The organism is Brevibacillus reuszeri, assembly GCF_001187725.1.
Taxonomy (GTDB): Bacteria; Bacillota; Bacilli; order Brevibacillales; family Brevibacillaceae; genus Brevibacillus; species Brevibacillus reuszeri.
Map to the genome: position 1 here is coordinate 423,524 of NZ_LGIQ01000011.1, position 20,852 is coordinate 444,375.

Here is a 20,852-nt window from a genome sequence, read left to right on the forward strand (position 1 = left end):
CATCCTTCCTTACCGCTCATATTAAGAACGGTTCTTGTAATGTGGGTTATATTGTTTGGCGAGGTCCTGACCAAGCCCTGCGATTTTTTGCTGACGGTCTTCTGCTTTTTTATCAGCTGTAGGCTTTCTCTGTTGAATGGCAGCATAGGAGCTCTTTCCTGGTCTTTTCTTATTAATGCTAGCAATAGCTGCATCAGTTGCTCGCTTGCGCTCTGCTGCATCAGGGATAGCAGCGATAATCGGCTTAATGGCTTTCAAGGCTTCAATCTTAAGCGCATTATCCGCAGTCAGAGCACTCTTTGGTCGGTCTTCTGGATCAGAGATAGGACCTTCTTCGTCCATGTTTTCCACTGGGATGGTGTGGCTCTCTTCTTCATCGTCAGCTGCCTCGGAACCACTAGCCTTTTCGAGTTCTGCAATGGCGTTGTCGATTGCATCCTCTGGCTTCTCGTCTTTATTTGCATTGCTTTGCACAAGCCCTGTGACGAGTTCGGTGAGCTTGGCTACTTGATCGGCCAGGGCAGCAACAGCAGGGTCTTGGTTGTCAGATGTTGGCGGGCTTGTTGGCTCGGTTGGCTCGTTATCCTCGGCACCCCTTTCCTCAACGAGGGCATCTACTGCCTCCTTGATTTCTTGTGGTTCAGCATCTTTTGCAAAGTGCTTCAAGCCGACTGCTGCAAGTAAATCAGTGATACGTGAAAGTGATTGTGTTTTCTTTGGTAAAACGATCTTTTGATCTGTACCTGGCATGCTTGTATCTCCTTTCGGATTCTGAGTATTCCCAAGCGATTGGGATTTTGAATCTTGTATTGCAACGCGGTCACCAGCTCTGCCGCTATGTACGACAGCGACATGATTCCCGCAAATTTGCCGTTGATGGTATGTGCCATCTTCCATAGCCTCGTACACGCAATCGTAGCCGCATGAGACCTCCCGTTTGCCTTCCTGTATCTCGTCGATAAGGTTTTGCTCATACACGACCAGATCAGCCAGCAGGAGGTCATCATCTGCGCCTGAACCTCGTCGTACGTTTTGGATGACTCCTTTGGTGTACCGTACTGCGTTTATTGGCGTCACGGCTTCGTTTGGATGCTCATCCGTTAGGACTTTCCCCTCGAAACTAGCAATAGCCGCCGGGCTAAATACCTCTTCCGGGCTTCGATACACCTTCACTAGCTCATCGCGTTTGTCTTCTGCTCCTATTTCTTTCCCCAGGTAGTCATACCATCCAGTACGGGCAATGGGCACGTTGTGGCAGATCAGGAAGCCCTCTGGCGTTGCCGTCATGTTCTTACTAAACCGTGAACCGTAATATGCTCTTCTAATGTTTCTCACCCCCTCTCAGGCAATAAAAAAGAAGCCTTTGCATTTGGCCTCTACGTTCGGTTATTTTCTATCAAGGTTTATCGCATGCTCGAATAAAGACTTGTCCCTTTTGTCCAAAGAAATATTCACCATATGGTTTCGTAAAGCATCCTCGGCACATTTTGCGTTAACTTCTGAAGCTAAACCGATACAACCTTCAGATACCCAATATTCCTTTCTTTCCAATGGAACACGGATAAGGTACCTACGCAATTCTAATGTATTTAAATCTACTCTCATCACAATTGCATGGTGGTCCAAAGGCAATCCAAAGTTTAGAGGGTCATCGACAATGACCACTTCATCACCGGGACTGTATTTCATTTCGAATTCACCTCACACAATCTTTTCAAATTGTTTCCGCGTCATGCGCTGCATACGCCCGCCGTGGTACACCTTTGCAGGCCAGGTGATCAAATCCAGATCAATGACAGGCTCGGCATAGCATCGGCAGTTGAAGATTTCACCAGCGTGGTAATATCCATTTGTCCGGGTCTCTCCGTCCAGGCTTTCGGGACTTGGAGGATTGCTCCATTTGACGATCACACCGTCCATGATTTCATGGGAGCTACGAACGCGTGAATCCTCGCTTGTCCTCCATACATACCAATCAGCTCCAACAAAGTGACAGCGCGCCCGAGTCAATGCTGTAGAAGTCTTGCTTACCTCTGTCCTAGCGATCAGGTTCGCCTTTGCTTGTGATGCTTCTGGAAAGAACTCCTTTATCTGCTGCGCAATCTCGCTGGACCGCGTTCCTTTCATTGCCTCACGGAGTACGTGTTCATTAACCTGTTTGGCTATATCGAGTGGCAACGACTTGATTAGAGATGCATTTCTCTCAGCTTGGAAGCGTAGGTCTGCACCAATCGGTCCCTGTAGTTCCTTTTGGAGTGCCTGATAGATTAGGCGTCCTCTGCTATTCGTTCTTGCAGCCTGCCGCCATGTTTTCCCCGAATCACTGAATAGGTGCGTCACCATTTTCAAGGCTTCGGCATTAGCGTATTCCATAAACTTCGGATCGTAGGTGAAGCTCCTGATACGGCTAAGAATTTCTTCGACGTCTTCTAAATTGGTCAAAGACTCGCTTAAACTTTTCAAAGCCGCTTGAATCGCCTTGCGGTAAGCCTGCTCTATACGGCGTTTCGGCGCCCAAAGGGTTTTCGATTTCGTCGCCATATCCTAATTCACCACCAAATCCAAGCTCGCCTTGATGGGTGCTTTCGTCTGCTTTCTCAATGTCTTCATCAGAGATATTACTAAACATACCTGTAGAATCAGACAGTTGTTTCAATTCCTTGAGTGCAATCTTCTGGCTGATGAGACCAGCGTTATAAACCTCAACAATGGACTTCGTTTTCTTGTCAGCCAGTTCTGCTACTTCTTCATCATCAGGCGTCCTGATCGGATTGAAGGTGTAATCCAGATCGTCAGGGATAACACCAAATTCGGACATGCACATGATCGGTAGGAGCTTATCAAGGATCGGTCCCAGAGTGCTCTCTTGCTGCTGCTGGACTACCTCATAGTAGTTTTGCATGTCGCTTTCGCCTGTCGCATTCATACCAGCTGGTGACCTGCCAAAGAGCTTGGTAACGGGTATCTGGCTTGCTCCCGCAATGTCGAGCATGAAACTTTCGTAGATGTCGTTTAGCCCAGAGAAGGAATACTGATGTGTTTGAAACTCATCATTCTTCCCGATTAAATGCATTCCCATATTACTCATCAGCCAGTTTTGAGCCTGGATAGTATTGTAGATATCCGTTTGCATCCGCTGGTCTCCGATGGCAAGCATTTCACCCAAATCCTCGCTCTTCATCACGCGGAGATTCGCAAGAAAAATGAGCTGCGCAATGTTCCAACTGGTATTGTCTCGTTTCTTCAGCTCATCAAACACGACCTCGACCTCAGAAGCGCCCCAATAGGTCTCTGCGATCTTTTCCCAATATGGTAGCTGACGACCAGAGAATCGGAGAATGCGGCTGTGATGGACCTGCAAGGTTTGTCCAGCATCCATGGTTACCTGATAGGACTCTGGCAAGCCAAACTCCACATCATCAATATTGCTTACCAAGTCACCGTTTGGATACACACCGGACCAGCGATCAAGAATCATCAAGCCTTTAAACGAGCCTGGCATGATCAAATCGAAATCTAACGGTTGGTGCAGCATATCGTCGTGTCCATCGATCATGATCAGACCGACTGCACCGCCATATAAGCGTCCCCACTTGAGACCTTCAAGAATCTTTGACTTAACCCGGCGTACACGCCACAGTTTCTCAAGCTTTCTGATTCTGTCGGGCTCCATCGTTGAAGTAATCGTAATCCAGTTACGAGTCATGTCCTCTGGTATAGCGTCAATTATCTTCCGAATGATCCAGTGTTCGCGGTACAGAGTATTCAATAACTGATAGTTCTTGGATAACCGCGTCAGTGTATACTCGGTTCCTTCCATCAGGTTTGGTGTTCCGCTACCCAGGCGCGCAAGCACATTCGAGAATGCGTCCGTTGTCAGGCCAGGGGGCATCTTTGCAGCGGTATTTTTGGGCTTCTTAGCCGGAGGTTGCCGCGCGTCCTTTGCAAACTTCCGTTTACGTCTACTCAATCGTCATCCTCCTTTCATCAAGACTCTAACCTTCTTGGCTTAATGATCGTTTTTACAAAATACCTTCCAGCGTCCATACAGTGATCTGCATGCTTTAGCGGTTGCTCTACTCCGCGCATGACTGCCTTTTCATCCCATACGTAACTTGATACTTCTTTCAGGAAGTTAGGACATCGCTCTCGGTGCACCTTGAATTTCCGCTTTTTTATCATAGTTGATGTCATCCGAATGCCTTCTAACACTTCGTTATCTGCATCTTTGATCCGAAGACCTCGATTTCTTAACGTAGTCTTAAAGGCAGCAGCAGACGGGTCGACGATGACATATATCGGATAGTCCTTGCCAATGAATTTTTCCAGATCATCCGCGTATTCAGAGTTTTCCTTTTGCTCCCCTTTTTTTCGACCATCGTAATAGTACTCATCCAATACCCACACCGTATCACCGTCATCCCAACAATCAAGGAAGACGGTAGGGTTCTGGCTACCGTAGTCGATCGCGATATAGCGCTGTGCCAGGCTCTTGAATCCGGGTATCAGGTCTTCATCCACGAAAGTGTTCTGTTCTTTGTCCCACATATCATAGATCGCGCCCTGAGCAACAACCCACTTGCCCTCGATCATGCGCAAATACCAAAAACCCGTGTACGCGCCACGGATAAATGTTTTGTACTCATCATCTAGATTGGGATTGTCGTCTAATTCAAAGTGGTAGACCTTGACCATACCGCTTTTGAGCTTTTTCTCATCTGTGATGTACTCAGTATATAGGTAATGGTACGGGTGATCCGGGTTTGTCGTAGCATAGAGCTTCGCACCTTTAACCGAAAGCCTGTTCAGTAACTGCTTGAAAAACTTCTCTGGCATCAGCGTAAGCTCATCACAATAAGCTCCTGCTAACGTCTTACCACGAAGGTACTTCTCTGATCCCTCATCCTTGGCCCCAATCACCTTAATCTTCCGTCCAAACATCTGAATGAGACCCGTTTGATGATTGTATTTATAATTAGCAGATCCAACCGTATCAAACAAATCCTGAAGTACGTTATCAAAGATGGTCTCTTTCGATATGCCGGTAATGACCAACAATCCTTTAGGACCATTTTTGATGTAATTGATCCATTTCGGAATCATCCCAACCGTTTTGCCGCTACGGACTGAGCCTTCCAAAATGTTTATCCTGGCGTCATTCTCGATTGGACTCAGGATAAATCTTGTTATCTTCTCGCCAAACAGTTGAAATTCCATCAGGAATCACCCTTAATCAAAGCAGCGCTTTTGGCGATTGTTTCCGCGAGCTGATCAATATTGCCGCCACCATCGTTGTCGCCGCCTTTATTTTCAATTTCCTTGATCTCAGCTTTCAGCTTCTCAAGCTTCAAACGCTGCTCTTCGGTCATGAAACCAATGTACTTTTCAAGCTTCTCCAGCGCCTTCATCTTGTCGTGTAACTTGATGCTTACGCCGTCCTTGCCTTGTTTCACTTCGTTGATTAGCGTTCCGTCGACCTCTCCACTATCCCTGATTGCAACAAAATTGCGTTTGTAGGTCATCTGTTCGCCTGTCTTTGGATCGTTAATAGGCATGCCTTCTTCGGTGAACATCGGCACCTCTTGCTGCCCAAACTCCACGTACTCAGATATGTCAGCGAAAGCTATCTTCATGTATTCCGCAATGACTCGCTGAACGCCAACTCCAAGGTCATCGACTATCGCTTCTTTCTGTCGCTTAATCTCTGCTTGAATCTGAGGTTTTCTCAAGTTCTCCCAGCCAATTGCGTAAGCTGTCTTCTTGCTGTAGCCAACTGCCATTGCAGCTCGAGTAGCGTTGAAGTCTCGCATATATTCCATAACAAAAAGACGTTGTTTATCGCTTAATTCGGATGTCTCCGGTTCGGCTTCAACTGGCGTCTTCTTTGTTACTTTTGATTTGGCTGTTTCATTAGTAACGTTACCTTTTCGAATAGTAACGTTACCATTCAATTTATCGTCCCATTTGTCTTGATTCTTCCACTTACGAATTTGGGAGTCGCTTACTCCAAGTTGTTCAGCTATATCCTTTAACAGCAGCTTACCTCTGCTCTCCAAGTAAAGTGCTTCTGCTCGTTCTCGATTCGGACTACGTGCTCTTGCCACTACATGATCACCACCACCATTGTTTGAGTTGTTTTGCAAAAGAAAAAAGCACTCCCTTGTTCGGGAATGCTCTCTTAGTTAATTAGTGGAGAAACGTATTTGAAAAATACATAAGCACCTGCAAACGGTGATATGTACGTTAATGGTCGTGATAATGCATTAGGTAATCTCCTTGTAATAAACATAACTATAACGACAGAAATGGTCATACATATCAACATTGCAATTAACAAGCGGGTAAATGGCCAAAGGTTATAATCCAATTCAATCAATGTATCATCCTCCTCCAACGACATAAATTCGTCACTTATGGCTATTTTCCTACATCTTTCGTCCGACAATTACCGACATTCAGAAGGATATAATACCCACATTATCCAATTGTGTATCATAAAGGAGGTGACATATATGCCAACTACCGGTGAAAAACCTGGAAAAGGTACTTACATCTGCAAAAGTTGTGGTCAATCTGTTACTCTTGACGATCACACAGATACGCTGCCTCCATGCCCTAAATGCAATGGGACAGAATATCGTTAAGTCTTAGTCAAAAATTCTTGGATTGCTGACTCTTCGTAACCAAACAGCTTTCCAAGTATCCAGTGATCAAAGACAGACGTAGGGACCTGCGGCACGCTTTGTATGACATCAAGAATATGTGGATGTTTATAAATCCACAAGGTAAACCAGCCCTCTGCCAAAGGCTCGGTATATACTTTTAGTTCTTGATTAGTCACGAAAGTGATGACATCTTCACGAAACCTTTCTTGGAATGGCATCATTGCCGCAGGCTTTCCCCTATGTACCATGTAGCAATAAGCAGTCAATTCTCCCGTTTCCAAATTAATCCTCCCTCCTCTTTCAGCGCATTTACTTCTCTCCCTATGTCTCATCTTCATCAGTTATTCTGCCCTAACTTTTTGGTAGCTCTTCCAGTTATCTTTAGTTCCATCCTTGCACACTGGGAGGTCTCCGTTCTCTATTTCGGTAATGAGAAGTACTGGACAAGGGGCGAGGGGCCGGAACCGTAGGTCTCGCATGTAATCCCCTGTCCGATGCTGCTCACTTTTTGCGGATTCGCTGGACAGGATAACCTTCAAGTTTTCGTTGCCACTTGCGCTTTTCTTTTTCTCGGTAAGCCTGAATACAAGCTTCCCAGTGCACTAGATCTCCGTCTTGAGTTGTTGGCATCGTGATCTTGACCAGAGTCATTCCCATTCGTTTCACCCCATACAAAAAGCCACCCGTTTCCGAGTGGCTGCGTTTTCGACCGGATTAACTCCGATCCCTGATGCGATTGTATCACGCTTGATTTGAAGCCTGCTGAAAGTGTAAAAAGTGTCTGTTTTGTCTAAAGTGTCAACCTTTCAAGCTGCTTCGTTGTTGCCATACATTAGCCACGCCATTTGAATGATGACTGACCTCTTGATCTCGTAGTATCGCTGTCTGCTTACCCCAATCTGGCGGGCAATGAAATTGTTTTTCTCCCCGTCCATGATAGCGTCAAGGACAGTCTTTTCCTTTTCGTCAGTTATGCTCTCAGCTGCACGTTCAATGCGTTCTACGGCATCCTGTAGCTTCTCTAGGCGTTTCCACTTTCTTTCCCTTCTTACTACCTCAGCGTGTGTTTTATCGCCGTTCTTGCCCTTTCCTTTTGGCATAGAGGCATCAATCCCATACGCTCCGACTGTGCCTTCGCCTGCGTCTTCCAGGTATCCTTGTAGTCTATCTATCTCTCTTAACATGAAGTGGTAGTCTCTCAGCTCTTCTTCTGTCCGTTGCACCCATTCCATTGCCGGTTCCAGGTCCATGAAAGCAATCTGACCATCATGCTCCTTTAATCCTTGTTCATTGACCATATGCTTGTCCCACTCTGGGCAGCATTCAATTTCACCGATGTGGAGGCTATGGACACTGCAGATTGCTTTTTGTCCCCAGCGTGTTGCAGGGCATTTCTCGCATACCTTTTCAATCAACATGCTTTTCTCTATAACTACGCTCATCTTCCGTTCCCCCTGTCCGGTTGCCCGTGGTATAATATGGTTGTCGAACGCATATTCGGGCTCCCGGCTGGGGGCTATTTTTTAGGAGGTAATGCTATGCCCGTAATTCCTTTGACTCCTGAGATAAGTGACATAGCCATTATTGGAATAATTGGTACAATGACTTTACTAGCTATGTGCTTCATGGCAAAAAGCAACTAATCCTCGTAACTACGTTTCTAATTGAAGCGTGGTTTTTCTTTTTTACTCCCGAAATATTAAGTAAAATTACGTACATCTTGCTAAACACCCTCAAGATGAACTTCTGTACTTACTAACCTTCTTATCTCTCCCCTTTTCCCCTTACTTACAACTCTCAATTTCTCACGACCATAATAATATTGTGCATTCGTTGTGTTTTCGGGTGGTGCGTGCGTTACAATTAATAAAGCCTCAACATCTGCAAGCTTACGATCCGAGTATCTTTGCTTTTCAACGAACTCAAGTAAACCAACTCTCACCTGTAACTGACCTCTGATATTCCAAAGCCAGTCTCTTTTATGTTCTCTCATTCTTTGATAGAAACTTCTTGTTGTTTTTCCAATATAGATCAGTTTCTCTTTACCGCCATAGACTCTATAGATTGCATAAATACCTTTTCTTAAGGAGATTTCGTACTGGTCAAATTCGTCCAAACTGTATGGACCATACCAATTTACTGTTATCATTTGCAAAGGAACCACTCCTGAAGGATATTTCCCTCAGATTATCACAATTTCTCTTTTGTTAAATTGCGATTCCTTTCACCTTCAAGAAGGCTAGGCTGACCGCATGGGACACTGTTCCCGCGATTGGTGGTTTACCATCAATGCCACTAGGAACTCTCACCCACTCCTGAGAGGCTTCGCAGAACTTATAAGCTCGTCCCAAGTATCTACCTTCCCGAAAGTGCTCGAAATTGAGGTAAATGCCTTGCTTTTCTGCTTCCTCCACCAGTACACCAATGCCGCTCCAAGTCGTTGATGGTCTAAAATGCTTATCTTCAATGAATCTCGGCCCGTTATCAGTGAATTTTATCCAACCACCAATTCGTTCCATCCACCCCAACGCCTCCGCCACTTTCGCATCCAACTCACGCCCTGCCTCCATTACTTGCCCACCTCCATCAGCTCGCGGTTCTCGTAGATGTTGCCGATGACTTCTAAGGTACCCCACTCATTCCACATTGGTACCGAACTAGTGCTGCGAACCAATTCTCCATCTTCGTCGTGTCCAAACACTGTAGCGAAGTAAAATCCTCCCCAGTAGTTGTGGAATCTCACTACACCGATTGCTCCGCGTTTATTTCTGGTGATATAGCCCTCATATATCTCTTTCCCGTTAATGTCACGATGGCCTACGTATTGTAGCCACTCAACATCCATCTCGTAGTCGTATCCATCTTCATCTTCCCTGGTTATATCCAGCAAAGCCAATCCGTTATAAGAAACGATGGCGTATTGCTCTTTGTCAAAGTTTGGGCCAATCATTATGTTTTGTTCTTTATCCCACGCCAGTAACTTCATCTCACGTCCTGCTTGCATCCCGTTACCCTCCCTGAGTGCATTCGTCAGAATTTGTTTCAGTCAATCGCGAAAACCTCGATAATTTGAAAATGCATAATCCAAATGCTATAATTTTTTTAGATCGAAGCGACAATGGAGACGCTCACTTTGAGCTGAGATGCGTCGATACTCAACAATTTGAGGAACGTGTTCCTTATGTCAAGAAACACAACGACTGAAGACTGGTTCAAGCTGTGGAACCCAAAGTTCGGTGCAGAAGTAAAAGCTACTTTAAAATTTATCCCTCATTGGGAGCGACGCGGATTTATAGTAATCGGAAAGACTACTAGACCTGATTTGTAAGCAGAGGCAGCCTTTAGGCTGCTTTTTTTATTCAAGTAATGTTTTGTTAAATCAGCTTTTTGAAAACAGGATCACAGAAACTTATAACTTTAGTTAGCAGACATTAAAACTGGGATGGTGTAACCTTACGTTTGCCCATTGTTAAACTATCTTTCTTATCTGTTGATGGAACGCCGTGTGCGATGAAAATCGCCCGCACGGTGTAGGCTCGAACGAAAACCCTCAAAAAGAGAAGGGAATAAGTCGAGAATAGCATTGATGAAACGCCAGCAGTTGGGACAATCACTCTTTTGAATGCGAGCATTTTACTGATTAGCTTCAATGAAGAATTATCAGATGATACTTTAACGATCAATGATATCAATCAGTTAATCACCCACATTAGCAATCAAAATGGAGCGAACCTCAAAAATCCTGCGATTAATCAAAGTATTGAATGGGATACTAGTAACCCCGGAAACCCTGTTCTTAAAATTCACATGGGTTATAACCCTGAAACATGGCACACTGGATTTACTTATAAAGTCAAATTTGTTTCAGGTGCTGTAAAAGATATGAGTGGAAATATTACTTATGAAACGCCATTCAGTAGCGAATTTTAGACAGCCATCAACGGCCCTCGGGATATCCCGAGGGTATTTTTTGTGTCGGGACTACGGCATTTAGAATCTCTTTTTTATCACATCGTGTGGTTTGTTAAGCAGACATATATTGCCTGTAGTTGCTGATGTACCCGCGAAATCTGTTTTCCATGCCTTTGAGCCAACCTCCACGCGGCCCTTTCTTTCCGAACTCAATTTTCATGACGTGAGGATCGGATGCATCAGCAGCACATAAGACCCATTCTTCCGACAGGTTGTAGGTTTCACGACCAATCCGTTCAATTTCTTTCCAATCCATAAATCCTTCCCTCCTATCTAACAATCGTGTGATGTGATAAAGTGTTTGCTAATTGAAATAGAATACGTTGTCTTCGAACGGAACTTCATTCATTCCGTTAAACATTGATGCCCCGAAAATCTGCATTATTTCCCATAGCTGAAAGTAGTTATATCCAAGTGGATCAGGAGAAATTTGAGTTTCAAGTTCCTTTCCGCTTATGAACCGCCCGTAATGCATCTTAAGCACTTCCATCCCATATCCCGTCAACCGCACGCTGCACCGTTCATTCATGTTTACTGCTATCACCATCTATCCCTCCTTCTAATCAAAATTACCGAAGTGTTAAATCAAGCTGAGATAAAGTTCCCATGCCTGTCGATTGCTTTGTATGAATGACCGTCTGTTCCTGCTCTAAAGATCACGACTGCATTCGGAAATGGCGCGTTAATCTTACTGCCGCCAAACTTCAACCGATGCCTTATGAACCAAATTTCTCCCTGCATGCAGTACCTGTGCCACCATTCTGAGCACGTTCTCGCTGGTACCAGGCAAACCACCGTGGCACCCTGCTGCGCTGCCTCGTATGCTTTCTGAACCCACTTGCTGATCTCTCTGCCGTAAGGTGGGTTCATCCAGCAGGTTCCTGTCCATTCCTGCTTTAGTCCGTCCTGATCCGGTGTGAAAAACTGCGGGCATTTTGCATTATCCGGTAGCGCGCAAACGTCAGTGGTGAAGCGAAATATTTCATTCAACTTATCGAACAGGTCCTGGGGCGTTTCCCAAACATTCGTAACCGTTTCTGGATTAAAGAAGACACCTTGGTTGAAATTCGTTTTGGACATTAGGATCTCGCCCCCTTTCTTCCCTAACTATTGTGATAAATCCCCATTCACTTGGATGCCGATTGCTTTTCTCAACGTTGTTAAAAACGGCTTGCTCAGCTTTTCTACATCCACTTTTCCGTAGCAGTCATCACACAATGGAATGCGAATTGCAATTTCTGATTGATCGTATACCTTGTAATTTCCGGTTTTCACATCGCAACCACGACATTTGCGCGACTCGCTGGAGAAGCTACTCCAAACTTTCATATCCCTATTTCCTCCCTACACATTTTGATAAATTGCTCTTTATGAGAGTCCAAATACTTGAGTTTATAAAGCGGAAAATGGTAATATTTTGATAATCAACACTTAGGGGGTGTCTCAAATGAAGTTATATCCTCAGACATAGAAAAATTGAAAGCGAGGAGTTATATGTCATTTGAGATTAAAGAACGAACCCCTACTCATGAAGAGTTTCATCAATTGTGCGTTTCAGTTGGTTGGGAAAAGATGATGAATTTCAAAGTGATCCAAGACTCACTTGAAAATTCTTTGTATTCAGTTGTTGTACTCTTCGAAAGTAAAATAATTGGTATGGGCCGAATTATCGGCGATGGGTACATTTATTTTTACCTTCAAGATATTGTTGTACTTCCGACGTTTCAAAAAATGGGGATTGGTACAATGATTATGGACAAACTCATGTCCTATCTAAAAGAGAATGCTCCCGACCAAGCTTTCATTGGTCTCTTTTCTTCTACGGAAGGTAAGAAACTTTATGAGAAATACGAATTTAAGCAGTACCCTGCTTTAACAGGAATGTTTCGTGTTGCACCAATATAGTAAGATGCAAGTCTCCTCCGATCCCGGGGGAGTTTTTATTATTTTGCCTCAAGTTTCTTATCTCCCTGAGCATTGTGTTAAGTGAATCTATTACCAACATTTCCCCAAGATTTGTAGTAAGATCGAACTATATACAAATGTTGGGAGAGAGTTAACATGGCACTCATTCGCAATCTTGAAAAACGAGTTATTAATGCAAGAGTTCATGAAGAAGTGAAAGCAGACTACAACGTCGTTGTTCAAGATGGTCAAAAGTACATCCAAATCAATACATATGGTTCTGAGAACCGTCCTACCCAAAAGGTGAGTCAAACAATTCAGCTTAATGAAGATTCAGCGAGACAATTGCTTAAAATCATAAGGGCCGAATTAGGCGTTAGCCTGTAAGCTTATTTGCTTTATCCCCCAAAGCACCGGGAACACTTGAGCAGGATTCACAGCGTTACCAAGCGCCTTCAAACGTGCTTCCCGGACTTTACTCTCCAAACCTGAAATTACGCGTGGTGGCTCCCAGTCATGCTGTTCTTCTCCTTTGGCTGCCGGCCATTTTAATCTGTCCAACCAATCGGAAAGCCCATTAAGATCTCCACCCACTCTGGATTTAATTGACCACTTACTTCTGAAACGCACATCGATAGTTCCACTTGTTTCCCCTTCTCGATTCGGCGTTTTATACAAGGATTTGATAGGTTTCCTCTGTCTCGATTGTCTGAGGCATTTGGCGTCGGCCAAAACCCCTTCTTCCAATTCGATATGTCCGTCCGCAGTGATCTGCTCTGTCCCCCTCCGTGGCTCCCAACTGCGTCTGCTGCGTTTGGAGTAGCCCACAACGAAGACCCTTTTTCTTTGGTGCGGGGCACCGACGGCTGCAGCTGGAATAACAAACGCCCTTGCGGTGTAACCCGCTTTGTCCATGTCAGCAAGCACAGTGTCGAGTCCCAAAGTGACGTGTCCATCAACATTTTCTCCAAGGACCCAAGTGGGCCTGAGTTCTCTGATAAGCCTAAGCATTTCTGGCCAGAGGTGACGGTCGTCTTCTTCGCCAAGGCGTTGCCCGGAATTACTGAAAGGCTGGCAAGGGTATCCTCCGCAAATAATGTCAATTGCTCGCTCATCACCTATGACCCCCTCTTCTATGAGCTGCTGCTTATTGATTGTTCTCACATCATCAAATATTGGCACTCCTGGCCAATGCTTTTGTAAAACCTGCTGGCAAAACGGCTCTATCTCACAGAACGCTACCGTTTCTATACCGGCCCAATGAGCTGCTAAATCGATCCCGCCGATGCCAGCGAATAGTGATAGCATCCTCATAGACTTTCCACCCCCGGCAGCGAGAAAATTGATTGCTGCCCGTGCTCTGCTGCCACTGGATTGATCCAGATTACTTCCGTTCTTCTTACACCAGCCTCTGCAGTAACTCCTATTGTCTTGCGCTCCCACTTCTTCAGCTTTTCATCGTAGAGAGGATGAGAGTAACCGGATATGATTGCAGGACCCGTATGTTTTTCCAGAACCTCCAGCAGTTCAATATGATCGTCTACCGTCATTTCATACTTGTACATCGGGCCTCGCCTGGTATCTAATAGGTAAGGAGGATCACAGTAAATCAACACATTTGAACGTCGATGCCTAGTGATAACCTTCGCCGCTGGTTGTTTTTCAATCTGCACTCCACTAAGGCGCTCTGCTGCAGCAATGATTTTATCTGGTAAGGTCGTCCACTCAATTGCCGGTGAGGAAGGGCGTGCTGCAAAGTCAATTACATGACGCCAATCCGTTTTTCGAGTGGTTTTTACCCATCTGGCCATCCAACATCTTGCCAAGAATCTACGAGCTCGTTCTAATGGGTCCTCTGAGTATTCATAAGCCCGGTTATATTCCTCCCGGGAGTAGGGTGTCCATCGTACCAAGTCAGCCAAATCCGCTTTCCTATCCCGAATAACCTCAAACAGATTAACTATGTCATCATCTAGATCGTTCACTGTTTCGATTGGTGATCGCGGCTTGTTGAACAGAACTGCTCCGCTACCGAAATATGGTTCCAGATATGTCTCATGCGCTGGCATGTTTTCAATAATCCATTGCGCGGTATTCCATTTGCTTCCTGGGTAGTGCAGGATTCGTGGCATTTTCACCTCGAATGCCTCCCTTCTGGATGCCAATTTAACTTAATTGAGCTTGTGTTACCTATAGACTGAACTTGTCCACCGCATCATCCATCATGTCCTGGTTAATTCCGATGTAGCGAAGAGTGATGCTCGGATGCGAGTGATTGAAAATCATTTGGAGAGTCGCAATGTCCCGCGTACGTTGGTAGAAGTGATACCCAAAGGTTTTGCGTAATGTGTGTGTCCCGATGCTTGTTAGACCAATTTTCTTCGCTGCACCATTGATTATTTGGTATGCTCTGACTCTAGTAATTGGCTTGCTTGTCCGTTCTGAAGCAAATAGGAATTCACTGTCATCCTTGTACTTGATATATTTGTCAACTTCTTTCCGCAGCTTGTCATTGATCAAGAATTGCTTCCTCTTACCCGTCTTCTTCTCCGCAATCAGAATGTGGCTCTTGTTTCTTACATCGCAAACCCGTAACGGTAATATATCCGAGATGCGCAGACCCGTATTTATCCCAAATACGAACATGAACCCATCTCGTGCAGACTGGAACTTCAAGACTTTTTTCATCTGCTTTAGCTTCTTCTTTCTACGGATTGGCTCAACGATATTCATGCGATACCCTCCCAGGTGCGATATGATGTGGTAAAGGAGTGTGTTTCGTATGGAAAAGTCGTTTTACTATTCGGTCAACTGGGGAGAAATTAGCTATCTGAAAGATGCTTTAGATGCTATCGAGGTGCCTTACTTGATTGAGCAGCCATCGGACCGTTTGCAGCTGTCTCCCGGCGAAGTTGCTATCGTTTTTCCTGACTTGAATGTGCGTGTCTATAACCATGTACGTGAGCTTTTCAACGGTCACGGGCTACGCTACCCGGAGTAGCTCGTTTTCCGCATCGCTTTCTCAACCGTGATATTAATCCCAACAATCCTATCTTTTGGTTGAGGCTTCGGCAGTGATTCTAGTCTGGCTCGTTCTTCCTCTGTCATTGGCCTTGTAATACACTCACTCACAAGTGGGTTTATGTGTTCATCTCTTTTTCTTGCTCTCATATCCGTACCATATCTATTTGGGGTACGTATTGCTCTGCTCATCTTCCACACTTCCCCTCTCTGCTCTTACGCAGCGTCTATGCCGATAAGCTTGTCCACATGGACTAGATAATCCAGTACAGCTCTTTTCGTTTGAGTAACCAGGCATCCATATACGTCAAAGTCCTCGATGGGGATGCTTTTACGTCCACCGTTTTGAGCGTGGAGCATTGCCATTCGGATGAAGGATAACGACACAAAATAGGTTGCTTTTAATGCTGAAAACTCGATCAAGAGGAAGCATACAGCACCCATTTTTTCTGTTTTCTCCAAGTGCTCAATCTGGTGTTTGCTGATGTTATCAAGGTCAAACCTTGTTCGATCTCGGGTGCTCTTCGCCTCAAAGTAAACAGCTCGTCCACGGTAAACTCCATCGTAATCAACGGTTGACTTCTCCTCGAAGTACCCTGATAGAATGCGACTTCCTTTTGTCTTGGTTGCTTTGATCGGCGTAGGCCGCTTATGGATGAGCGCAACACTAGCGCGTTCATATTGTTCATTCGCGTAGTTCAGAAGGTCTTCAAATCCTTTGCCTCGATTGGCTTGGCTCGTTTTCAGCTGCATGACGTTCCCCCCCACTCTTACGCCACTTGGCGCGGTATCCAATTGCTCACATATCCCAGTGCAGCATCCAAATCCTTCTTGAGAACGTCAGCGTAGCTGCTTACTCCAAAACGGTCCCATAGATCACGGTAGATCTCTCGGAATAACTGCGATCGAATCTTTTGAATGTCCTCTCCGATTCCATCCCGGACCATTGTCAGTTGGCGAAAAGTTACTTGTTCTGCGAGCTCCATACCGCGCTTTTGAACTGCCTTTCGTAAAATCCGCTGTTCACGACTATTCAGGGTGATTTGTGTCTCAACCTTGTAGTCGATTTCCAATATCTTTTGCTCTACACTGTCCAGCCGTTGTTCATGTTCGATAGCTTGTTTGAATAGCTCCATCCTCACTCTTCGTTCATCCAAAGGCACAATGTTTGAGGTGATCTGCTCCCGCATAGCTTTGAATTCATGAATGAACATTATCTTCATTTTCATGGCTTCCGGTGTAACATATGACATCGCTATCAGTGCAAAAGCATCTTCTGTCATGTTGAATTTTGGATACCATTGCTTGTTCTGTGGGTGTTGATACTGGGTCTGCTCAAAGTTGAGCACCCCCCACCGTCTCTCGCCAGCTTCGTTTAGCTTTTCGATTTGAATCTCTATATCCCGTAGCACATTGCGATGATCCTTATTGAATACATCTGCGATTGTCAGACTGTCTGTTACGGCTCGTCCATTCTCTATGAAAACAAGTTTTGTCATGATGGCCTCCTTTGGTTGTTTATTTGCCAGCAGCTCTTTGACCATTTAAGTTAGCAAGCATCTTTGAAAGCTCGGGGTCATCAGCAATTTTCTTACCTTTCGCCTCGAATGCTCCAGATGACTCCATTTCTTTTTGCTTCTGGACCGATGCAGGCAGTTGATCCTCTCTTGGGTGGCTACCTCTGATAGGAACTACTTTCTTAGCTGTTTGCTGTCGAAGGTACTCTTGGTGAGCTTGCTCCGATTGTTCAGCGTTTCTGACACCTTGGACGAACATTTTCTCAAGAGTGCCTTTGGCATAGTCCCAAGCTTTACCTTTCTCGGCTGCATAGCGCATTACCCAGGCAATCATGTCTGTCTGTATTCCGTCATCGAGATAGCTGTGTAGCAACTGCCTGATTGTTGGATTAGGGTCAAAGTTGAAATAGTGTTTGTACTGGTCAATAACGCTATTGAAAACATGCAGGTCCCTATCACCGACTACCACAACTTTTTTGTGCGAATCCTTGGAATCAGTAATAGGTGGTAGGGGAATCAGAGAATCAGGAATCAGAGAATCAGGAATCAGAGAATCAGGAATCAGAGAATCAGCACGGCTTTTAGTAGGCTTGTCCTCTCCTTGGTCGGGAAATTCCGAGGAAAGCCCTAGGCTGTTCTTAGGCATTACCTCGCCTTGATTTGGATCAGCCTGTTGCTTGCCCTTGTCTTGATCAAGCTTCGGTATTTTACTTATTGCCTCTCTATGATGTGGATTTTGATGATTTGAAAATTTTGGAATACTGATGAATCGTTCCCCATCAACCTCGTACCTGAGAATAAATCCAGCTTCGTGTAAATCTTGCAGGCATTGGTTGATATCTACATTCTCATAAGGGAAAAGCTCACCTTTGATTCTTTTGGGGCGATCCTCCAGCAAACCATCTCGGTCAGCCAAACACCAAAGTCCTACAAAAAGCAACCTTGTGTATGGGGTCAGGTCTGACAGGTCTTCATTTTTAAAGAACCCTGGCTTGATATTTCTCGCTCTTGCCATCCATTTCTCCTCCCGTCTGTGTCATGATGCCCCTACTCGATATAGAGGAAGGAGCACATTTTGTTGATACTCCACAAATGCTTGTCGACCAGCTCGCGTATTGTGAGCCTTCCAGTGGCACGTTCCCGTTTGTGTAACTGGACCGCATGCCAGCGCAACGTTCCAAGGCTCCCCAGTACCTCCCTGGCTTCTGAATAGGATGTGGTGTGCCTCCAGTGTCCAAACTTGCCTTGCTGACTTCCTGCAAATCACGCAGCAGGCTTTATCTCGTTCCCATACCTGCTCAAGTACATCAGCAGTGATTTTTCCACGTTCTTTTTGCTTCTTCACACGACGCTTATGATTTGGTTTCTGTACTGAACGAACTTCATCAAACATGCCCATTTTCATCACCTTGCCTTTGTGCAAGCACTCTATATTGGTTAATCTTGATTGGTATCCATCCTGGATAATTCCGTGCCATATATGCTTTCGCGAACCGCTTTAACGTCTCTGGATCGTCATACAGCCGATACAAGTCCGGGAGGGGAAACCATCGTTCTATCATTTCTCAGCTACCTCTTGTTCAGGTTCTTCTTGATCCTGTTCTACTACCTTGTAATCCACATCAAAGATGTTGTCAGACTCAATTCCATTGTCTTTTCTGAGTTTCAGCACTGCTTCGTCAGTCGCAAGCTTCTCTTGTACCTCAATGCTAATCGGCATGTATTTTGCCATTTCTTTGATGCACGTTTTCTTGCACATACTTTGAAGATGATCTTTCCAAGGTCCAGTTAATTGACCGTTGAATTTTGATTTGGAGTGTTTATTTGCATGCTTTAGGCACTGTTCTTCTGTCATGGTCACAAAGTCAAATGCCTTGTCTTTTAAGTGGTAAGCAGCATAATAACGAACTGGCTTACCCTCATCCTTTGCTCCACGCTCTTTTATTACCGATAAAGCTTGTGCAATCATAATATCCATGAAGTCATCTTTATTTGGAGTGAAGTTCTCAAGGTTTGGTAACATATCGAAAGGAACATGAAGGAGCCGCTTATCCTCTCCTTTGAGGTAAATAAACAAGTCATTTTCGTAGACCGTCTCTGCATAAATCTTGGATACGTCCCCAGTCCGTCGTATTAAATCGATCTGCCCCTTGTATCCGATCTGAAATTGACACTCAATGAAGCCTTGCTTATTTTTGTACGGAACAAGATAGGCATGACCGATTAGGTTAGGCTCAAGCCCCAAGGTTGCGCAGTTCATAACTGCTCCTACAATAGATGCTGGCGTGCATTCAGCAAGTAATGGCGTCCTACTGATGGCGGTTAATGTGATACGCGCTAAACGCTCTGGTGTCATATGCTTAGGAACGAGTGATTTTATTGCTTGAAAGTTATCGGCAAGCTCCTTTTTGATGACAGCATTAAAATTTTCAGCTTTTGTCATAGTACGTTGAGCCAATTGCCCGGCTAAATTCGACTGATTGACTGTCTTGGATTCCGACATTACTCATCGCCTCCAATCACGCGGAATGTACGTCCGCGTTTTCCCGTTTTCCATGTGAAGCAAAGATCCCCCTGAAAGTATGCTCTTTCACTTGTTTGCATGTAGCCCTTGATTTGGTTCTTGGCTGCTTCTTCTCGTTGCTCAGCAATGCTTTTATCGGCCCTAGCTCGGTGTAATTCCTGGATGATCGGATATGCATCCTCTGGGAGCTCAATTGAGGAATCTGTAGCTGATTCTGCGAAAGTAGTCTTGAGGTACTCCGTGTCCTGATGAGAAAAGGATGGAGGCATTTTTGCCATCACATGATCTTCCCAGAATCCCTTTTCGATGGTGATCAAATTCTTGATTAACTCTTCATCACGTTCAATCACTCTCCATTGGAGGTCCCATCCTCCAATCAGAACGACGATAAACCACCTATCTGCACCTGTAACAGCCATGTAATGATTGCATTGGAGAATGTACTCTGTAGGAGCCTGTGTACCGGACCAGTCGTCTTTGCAATATTCGGACGTGTTCTTGCACTCTAACCCTGCATTTAGTCCTGGTAACCAACGATCAATGTTTGCCAGCATGAAGGGATGCTCAGGATGTTGGAATATGGCGTTTTGTCTCCACACCTTATATCCGGTATCCTCCGCGAACCAATCAGCGATAACAGGCTCCAGTTTACGACCTGCTTTCATTTTTGGATTGTCCTCGACTGGCGGTAGCTCACCTAATTTCTCTAGATAAACTCCCATAGGGGATTTGTATCGGCTCATTCCACAAATGGCCGCAGCATCAGATCCACCTATTCCTAAACGGCGATACTCAAGCCAGTCTGCATGCTGCATGTTTAGTGTGTTAACCAAGCGTAAAGCTTGCATGCTCTTTGCCTCCCTCTTGTTTTTTAGGGGTAATCACGCTAAGCTAGAAGCAATCTAAATCTTTTAAGTTTTACATCTAGACTCCGTTGCAGCGGGGTCTTTTTTGTTGTCCAGGTTGACGTTTTCAAGGCTTGTCCAAAATATTTCTCCCCTAAAATCACGTACCTGAACATCCACTCCATGAAAACTCTCGTTCGCATCAACTATGGTGACCTTGTGATTGAGTGTCCCAACTTGTCCAATCAGATCGTTTCGCTTTTTTGGTTTGAGAGGTCTATGCCGTCCCACATTCTAGCCTCCTTTCTTGGTCACGAGGCTGCCGCGCCCCATCCTCTACGCGACTGTTGCAGCTCCAAGGACTGCGCCACCATTTGCCTCGCTGTATATTGTTCTGGAGCGT

29 protein-coding genes are annotated in these 20,852 nt (G+C 45.1%); 6 read left to right on the plus strand and 23 right to left on the minus strand.

Translation table 11 applies throughout. The features are described from left to right. Positions 1–21: 21 nt before the first annotated feature. The 6 genes from ADS79_RS26820 to ADS79_RS26840 all read right to left on the minus strand — a co-directional run bounded on the left by ADS79_RS26820 (position 22) and on the right by ADS79_RS26840 (position 6,143). Positions 22–1,287: a DUF2213 domain-containing protein gene (locus ADS79_RS26820; RefSeq protein WP_049741514.1), complete on the minus strand. Its 1,266-nt coding sequence runs from the start codon at positions 1,285–1,287 to the stop codon at positions 22–24. Positions 1,288–1,386: 99 nt separating this feature from the next. Continuing rightward, positions 1,387–1,689 (minus strand): hypothetical protein, encoded by a 303-nt coding sequence (locus ADS79_RS26825; protein WP_049741515.1) that lies wholly within the window; start codon positions 1,687–1,689, stop codon positions 1,387–1,389. Positions 1,690–1,701: 12 nt separating this feature from the next. After that, positions 1,702–2,373: a phage head morphogenesis protein gene (locus ADS79_RS36305; protein ID WP_201783429.1), complete on the minus strand. Its 672-nt coding sequence runs from the start codon at positions 2,371–2,373 to the stop codon at positions 1,702–1,704. A 34-nt stretch (positions 2,374–2,407) separates the two neighbouring features. Continuing rightward, positions 2,408–3,970 (minus strand): phage portal protein, encoded by a 1,563-nt coding sequence (locus ADS79_RS34675; RefSeq protein ID WP_201783430.1) that lies wholly within the window; start codon positions 3,968–3,970, stop codon positions 2,408–2,410. Between the two features lie 17 nt (positions 3,971–3,987). After that, on the minus strand, positions 3,988–5,217 hold the full coding sequence (locus tag ADS79_RS26835) for a PBSX family phage terminase large subunit (RefSeq protein WP_049741517.1): 1,230 nt from the start codon (positions 5,215–5,217) through the stop codon (positions 3,988–3,990). Continuing rightward, the gene (locus ADS79_RS26840) at positions 5,217–6,143 is read right to left on the minus strand and encodes a terminase small subunit (RefSeq protein ID WP_049741518.1); all 927 of its coding nucleotides are present in this window, start codon (positions 6,141–6,143) and stop codon (positions 5,217–5,219) included. The genes ADS79_RS26835 and ADS79_RS26840 overlap by 1 nt, the downstream gene beginning before the upstream one ends. A gap of 369 nt (positions 6,144–6,512) precedes the next feature. Between ADS79_RS26840 and ADS79_RS36790 the strand changes: the two genes are divergently transcribed. Further along, entirely contained in the window at positions 6,513–6,644 is a 132-nt protein-coding gene (locus ADS79_RS36790) for a zinc ribbon-containing protein (protein WP_084766090.1), read from the plus strand. On the opposite strand, the gene ADS79_RS26845 is transcribed toward ADS79_RS36790, so the two are convergent. The 5 genes from ADS79_RS26845 to ADS79_RS26865 form a co-directional block, all read right to left on the minus strand. Continuing rightward, positions 6,641–6,946: a hypothetical protein gene (locus ADS79_RS26845; RefSeq protein ID WP_141261066.1), complete on the minus strand. Its 306-nt coding sequence runs from the start codon at positions 6,944–6,946 to the stop codon at positions 6,641–6,643. The genes ADS79_RS36790 and ADS79_RS26845 overlap by 4 nt on opposite strands. 525 nt (positions 6,947–7,471) lie before the next feature. Further along, positions 7,472–8,107, minus strand: a complete 636-nt coding sequence (locus tag ADS79_RS26850) for a hypothetical protein (RefSeq protein ID WP_049741519.1) — start codon at positions 8,105–8,107, stop codon at positions 7,472–7,474. 281 nt (positions 8,108–8,388) lie between these two features. Next, positions 8,389–8,814, minus strand: a complete 426-nt coding sequence (locus tag ADS79_RS26855) for a GIY-YIG nuclease family protein (protein ID WP_141261082.1) — start codon at positions 8,812–8,814, stop codon at positions 8,389–8,391. A 58-nt stretch (positions 8,815–8,872) separates the two neighbouring features. Further along, entirely contained in the window at positions 8,873–9,235 is a 363-nt protein-coding gene (locus ADS79_RS26860; RefSeq protein ID WP_049741521.1) for a hypothetical protein, read from the minus strand. Further along, positions 9,235–9,669: a YopX family protein gene (locus ADS79_RS26865; RefSeq protein ID WP_049741522.1), complete on the minus strand. Its 435-nt coding sequence runs from the start codon at positions 9,667–9,669 to the stop codon at positions 9,235–9,237. Before ADS79_RS26865 ends, ADS79_RS26860 begins: the two co-directional genes overlap by 1 nt. Before the next feature lie 177 nt (positions 9,670–9,846). Here ADS79_RS26865 and ADS79_RS35365 point away from each other — a divergent pair, with 177 nt between their 5' ends. Beyond that, the gene (locus tag ADS79_RS35365) at positions 9,847–9,993 is read left to right on the plus strand and encodes a hypothetical protein (protein ID WP_161807320.1); all 147 of its coding nucleotides are present in this window, start codon (positions 9,847–9,849) and stop codon (positions 9,991–9,993) included. A 290-nt stretch (positions 9,994–10,283) separates the two neighbouring features. Beyond that, the gene (locus tag ADS79_RS26870) at positions 10,284–10,595 is read left to right on the plus strand and encodes a hypothetical protein (RefSeq protein WP_049741523.1); all 312 of its coding nucleotides are present in this window, start codon (positions 10,284–10,286) and stop codon (positions 10,593–10,595) included. Positions 10,596–10,689: 94 nt separating this feature from the next. Here ADS79_RS26870 and ADS79_RS26875 read toward each other — a convergent pair whose 3' ends face one another. Genes ADS79_RS26875 through ADS79_RS26890 form a run of 4 tightly spaced genes read right to left on the minus strand, consistent with a single transcriptional unit; the run spans position 10,690 to position 11,966 of the window. Then, complete coding sequence (locus ADS79_RS26875; RefSeq protein WP_049741524.1) at positions 10,690–10,893, minus strand: hypothetical protein; 204 nt, start codon at positions 10,891–10,893, stop codon at positions 10,690–10,692. Between the two features lie 48 nt (positions 10,894–10,941). Further along, positions 10,942–11,184: a hypothetical protein gene (locus ADS79_RS26880; RefSeq protein ID WP_049741525.1), complete on the minus strand. Its 243-nt coding sequence runs from the start codon at positions 11,182–11,184 to the stop codon at positions 10,942–10,944. 38 nt (positions 11,185–11,222) lie between these two features. Beyond that, positions 11,223–11,717 carry a DNA N-6-adenine-methyltransferase gene (locus ADS79_RS26885; RefSeq protein ID WP_049741526.1) on the minus strand — a complete coding sequence of 165 codons (495 nt, stop codon included), beginning with the start codon at positions 11,715–11,717 and terminating at the stop codon, positions 11,223–11,225. A 27-nt stretch (positions 11,718–11,744) separates the two neighbouring features. After that, on the minus strand, positions 11,745–11,966 hold the full coding sequence (locus ADS79_RS26890) for a hypothetical protein (RefSeq protein ID WP_049741527.1): 222 nt from the start codon (positions 11,964–11,966) through the stop codon (positions 11,745–11,747). Positions 11,967–12,131: 165 nt separating this feature from the next. Here ADS79_RS26890 and ADS79_RS26895 point away from each other — a divergent pair, with 165 nt between their 5' ends. Both ADS79_RS26895 and ADS79_RS26900 read left to right on the plus strand, forming a co-directional pair. Next, positions 12,132–12,542, plus strand: a complete 411-nt coding sequence (locus ADS79_RS26895) for a GNAT family N-acetyltransferase (protein ID WP_049741528.1) — start codon at positions 12,132–12,134, stop codon at positions 12,540–12,542. 156 nt (positions 12,543–12,698) lie between these two features. Beyond that, the gene (locus tag ADS79_RS26900; protein ID WP_049741529.1) at positions 12,699–12,929 is read left to right on the plus strand and encodes a hypothetical protein; all 231 of its coding nucleotides are present in this window, start codon (positions 12,699–12,701) and stop codon (positions 12,927–12,929) included. On the opposite strand, the gene ADS79_RS26905 is transcribed toward ADS79_RS26900, so the two are convergent. The 3 genes from ADS79_RS26905 to ADS79_RS26915 are packed head-to-tail and all read right to left on the minus strand — an operon-like array spanning position 12,912 to position 15,275. After that, positions 12,912–13,856: a DNA cytosine methyltransferase gene (locus tag ADS79_RS26905; RefSeq protein WP_049741530.1), complete on the minus strand. Its 945-nt coding sequence runs from the start codon at positions 13,854–13,856 to the stop codon at positions 12,912–12,914. The genes ADS79_RS26900 and ADS79_RS26905 overlap by 18 nt on opposite strands. Beyond that, entirely contained in the window at positions 13,853–14,674 is an 822-nt protein-coding gene (locus ADS79_RS26910) for a DNA adenine methylase (protein ID WP_307725635.1), read from the minus strand. The genes ADS79_RS26905 and ADS79_RS26910 overlap by 4 nt, the downstream gene beginning before the upstream one ends. 58 nt (positions 14,675–14,732) lie before the next feature. Next, positions 14,733–15,275 (minus strand): site-specific integrase, encoded by a 543-nt coding sequence (locus tag ADS79_RS26915; protein ID WP_049741532.1) that lies wholly within the window; start codon positions 15,273–15,275, stop codon positions 14,733–14,735. A gap of 49 nt (positions 15,276–15,324) precedes the next feature. Here ADS79_RS26915 and ADS79_RS26920 point away from each other — a divergent pair, with 49 nt between their 5' ends. After that, the gene (locus ADS79_RS26920) at positions 15,325–15,543 is read left to right on the plus strand and encodes a hypothetical protein (RefSeq protein WP_049741533.1); all 219 of its coding nucleotides are present in this window, start codon (positions 15,325–15,327) and stop codon (positions 15,541–15,543) included. A 236-nt stretch (positions 15,544–15,779) separates the two neighbouring features. Here ADS79_RS26920 and ADS79_RS26930 read toward each other — a convergent pair whose 3' ends face one another. The 5 genes from ADS79_RS26930 to ADS79_RS26955 form a co-directional block, all read right to left on the minus strand. Further along, complete coding sequence (locus ADS79_RS26930; protein ID WP_049741535.1) at positions 15,780–16,316, minus strand: Holliday junction resolvase RecU; 537 nt, start codon at positions 16,314–16,316, stop codon at positions 15,780–15,782. Between the two features lie 17 nt (positions 16,317–16,333). Then, complete coding sequence (locus ADS79_RS26935) at positions 16,334–17,062, minus strand: Rha family transcriptional regulator (RefSeq protein ID WP_141261068.1); 729 nt, start codon at positions 17,060–17,062, stop codon at positions 16,334–16,336. Between the two features lie 19 nt (positions 17,063–17,081). After that, positions 17,082–18,095, minus strand: coding sequence for a DnaD domain-containing protein (locus tag ADS79_RS26940; RefSeq protein ID WP_049741537.1), 1,014 nt, complete (start codon positions 18,093–18,095; stop codon positions 17,082–17,084). A 543-nt stretch (positions 18,096–18,638) separates the two neighbouring features. Beyond that, positions 18,639–19,583 (minus strand): recombinase RecT, encoded by a 945-nt coding sequence (locus tag ADS79_RS26950; protein ID WP_049741539.1) that lies wholly within the window; start codon positions 19,581–19,583, stop codon positions 18,639–18,641. Continuing rightward, positions 19,583–20,452, minus strand: coding sequence for a YqaJ viral recombinase family nuclease (locus ADS79_RS26955; protein ID WP_049741540.1), 870 nt, complete (start codon positions 20,450–20,452; stop codon positions 19,583–19,585). Before ADS79_RS26955 ends, ADS79_RS26950 begins: the two co-directional genes overlap by 1 nt. Between the last annotated feature and the right edge of the window lie 400 nt (positions 20,453–20,852).